3 protein-coding genes are annotated in these 2,842 nt (G+C 65.4%); all 3 read right to left on the bottom strand.

The window, feature by feature from the left end; genetic code table 11:
• Positions 1–232: transposase family protein (locus CKO28_RS27165; RefSeq protein ID WP_200344583.1), on the bottom strand; the 232-nt coding region annotated here is incomplete at its 3' end.
• Between the two features lie 460 nt (positions 233–692).
• Positions 693–1,718 (bottom strand): IS110 family RNA-guided transposase, encoded by a 1,026-nt coding sequence (locus CKO28_RS27160; protein WP_200344581.1) that lies wholly within the window; start codon positions 1,716–1,718, stop codon positions 693–695.
• 303 nt (positions 1,719–2,021) lie between these two features.
• Positions 2,022–2,842, bottom strand: an 821-nt coding sequence (locus CKO28_RS27155) for a transposase (protein WP_200344578.1), incomplete at its 5' end; no start/stop codon positions are given.

Genomic DNA, 2,842 nt, shown 5'->3' with positions numbered 1-2,842 from the left:
CGCGCAGCGTGTTCAGCGCGGGCGCCCGGGTCAGGCGCGTGCCGAACAGCTCATTGAGCTGATGGCGCCGTTCCCGGATGAAGGTGATCACGTCGCGGTACGACCGCGCGCCCGCCAGCACGGCCAGGACCGTGAACACCATTAAGGGCGTGAAAGGATAGCGCTGCCCCCGGGTGCCGCGCGGGTCGGTGACGTCTTGGAGGGCCTGCCAGAGGCACGGAAACGGTATCATGGCAACTCCGTACGCTGTTCAGAGTTGCCAACCCAGGAGTCACATCTCAGCGAGCTCGCAAAGACTTCTCTATCGCGGGCGGTGATGTCAACACGGGTATCCACTCGGGTGGTGATGTCAACACGGGTATCCACTCGGGTGGTGAAGGTTCCGCAGAGGCTCATGCTTCTCTACGTGGTCGGCGCAGCGACCGCCACACGATAGGTTCCGAAGAGTGTAACGGGCCAATCTCGTTTGCGGGGTCATTGGCAATCCCCAAGTCTATGCGCGGCCTCGTCGCACTCTCGGCCTCTGCGGGGCCTTCTTTCCGCCGGAGCGGAAACCTTTTGGTGTTCGCTGTGTGCCTACATGATCGCTGTCCTCCGTCCTAGGGTTTGCCAGCTGCCGCCGGCGGGCGGCGCTCCAGTGTTGCGCCAGGCCCGCCGGCGGCAGCCTGAAGGCTGGCGGCGATGCGGCTGCATTACGCGGCCGCCCGCTGCCACTGGAAGGTCGTGCCGTCGCACCACATCCGGTGCAGGACCTCCGCCAGGCGCCGCGCCAGCGCGACCTTGGCCTTTTCCATGCCGCGGCGCTTGGCGATCTCCATCGCCCAAGCCTTCAGCCAGGACCACTTCTTGGTGTTGTTCAGCGTCGCGTTGGTGGCCTCGTACAGATGCTCGCGCACCGAGCCGTCGCCGCATTTCGAGATCCGACCGTCGTAGGCGACCTCCCCGGACTCATAGCGCGATGGCGTGAGACCGAAGTGCGCGCCCACCGACTTTGACTTGGTGAAGCGCTGGGGCTGGTCGACGCCGGCCTTGAAGCTCAGCGCGGTGAGTTCGCCCACACCCTGGACGGTCATGAACAACCGGCAGATCTCATCTTTTCTCGCCAGACGATAGACCTGCCGGTCCAGCTCCTTGAATTGCTTGCGCAGCTCGGCGAGAGCCACGAGTAACGGCTCGATCGCCTGCTGCAGTGCCGGCTCGCTGACGATCAGCTGGCGGACCTTCGCGGCGAAGGCGTCGCCGGAGACATCGCCGACCTTCAGGCCAAAGTTCTTGAGTAGGCCCCGGATGCTGTTCTGCAGGTCCAGCATCTGCTGCTGTAGCGTCTTGCGCGCGCCCAGTTGGGTGCGGATCTCCTGGCTGGCGCGGGTCTTGACGTGGACCTCCTGATACAGGCCGGTGCGCATCATCTGGGCGATGCCCCTGGCGTCGTTGCGGTCGGTTTTGTTGCGGCGGGCTTTCAGGAACGCCTTGGTGTGCCGGGTTTCGCAGCACACCACCGGATAGCCGGCCTCGGCCAGGCCGTCGAACAAATGCTGCGACATCGGACCGGCCTCCAGGCCAACAAGCCCGATCTCCGACCGGTGCTGGCGCAACGCCTCGGCGACCGCGTCGGCCTCGCTGGCGACTTTCGTCTCCTCCACGATGTTGCCGGCGGCGTCCAGGATGCACAGCGCGCTGTCGTTGACCGAGACATCGAACGCGGCATACTTGGTCATGGCGGTCCTCCTTCTCCTGAATGTTTGAGCCCGCTCTGCGGAGTTCGTGTTAACATCCCTGGAGGGCCGCCACCCTCTCCTCAACATCTCAGAGGGTGGCCGCCGCGATACCCCATCTCGTTTCTGGTGGATCACCCGCCGCTCGGACTCGCCTCACGCGACGCCACTCACTCTACCCGCGAACACTGAACAGCCCTGCGTCCGGGACGGCCGCCGAAGCTTTCGAGCCAGACGCTATATAGATTGCCACCGAAAGCTTGCCGTCATTTATCCTTTCCCTCATAAAAAGGGCGCTCTGACGGTTCAAATGGATTTCGAGATATCGCCGATCGGGGCTGCGAGCAGGTAGATCATGGCGATGAAGGTGGCCGGGCTGCTGTAGCCGCGAGCCCGGTGGCGGGCGGCCTGAAAGGTCGAGTTCAGGCCCTCCAGGCGGGCGTTGGAATGGGTCGAGTACCAGCGCTGGATGATCCGGTCGATCTGCTGCCGGACGGTGGCGATCGCCTTGCGGACGGGTGCCAGCGCTTCGTCGCCGGCGGCCATCTCCTCGGCATGGTTCAGGAAGCGTGTCAGCCGCCAGCGGGCGGCCTGCGGGGTCGCGGCTTTCCGAACCCAGCGTAGCTTCTCCTTGATCTTGTACGCCTCTCCGGTGGCCAGGCCGAGGCGTTCGAGCTCGGCGAGCGCATCGCGATCGCGGTCCTTCAGCGGGCCGTCGCCGCCTTTCACGGTCGCCCACCGGGCGCCCTTGGGCATCTTGGTCTGCTTGGCCTCACTACGGCGCACGCTCTCCACCGCATCGGTGAACAGCTGGACGACGTGGAACCAGTCGACCGTCTGGCTGGCGTTCTCGAAGGTCTCGTCGACCGCGTTCTGGAAGGCGCGGGACATGTCGCAGACCACTTCCGCGATCGCCGCGCCGTCGCCACCGTGGGCCTCCAGGAAGCGTCGGAACTGCCGCACGCAGTCCTTGCCCTTGCCGGGCGTGGCGAACAGCACCGGCTCTTCCTTGCGGTCGAGGTCGATGAACACGGTGATGTAGCGGTGGCCGCGCTTGGCGGCGGTCTCGTCGAAGGCGACGGCGCGCACCGAGCTGAGATCCATGCGGGCGACCGCCCGGTGGACGT

The organism is Rhodovibrio sodomensis, from assembly GCF_016583645.1.
In the GTDB taxonomy this organism is placed as follows: Bacteria; Pseudomonadota; Alphaproteobacteria; order Kiloniellales; family Rhodovibrionaceae; genus Rhodovibrio; species Rhodovibrio sodomensis.
Note: the sequence above shows the minus strand (reverse complement) of the source record. Positions and strands in the feature narration are given on the sequence as shown.

Coding starts and splice junctions, on each gene's coding strand:
- CKO28_RS27160 (WP_200344581.1), bottom strand. CDS start 1,718: ATGACCAAGTATGCCGCGTTCGATGTCTCGGTCAACGACAGCGCGCTG.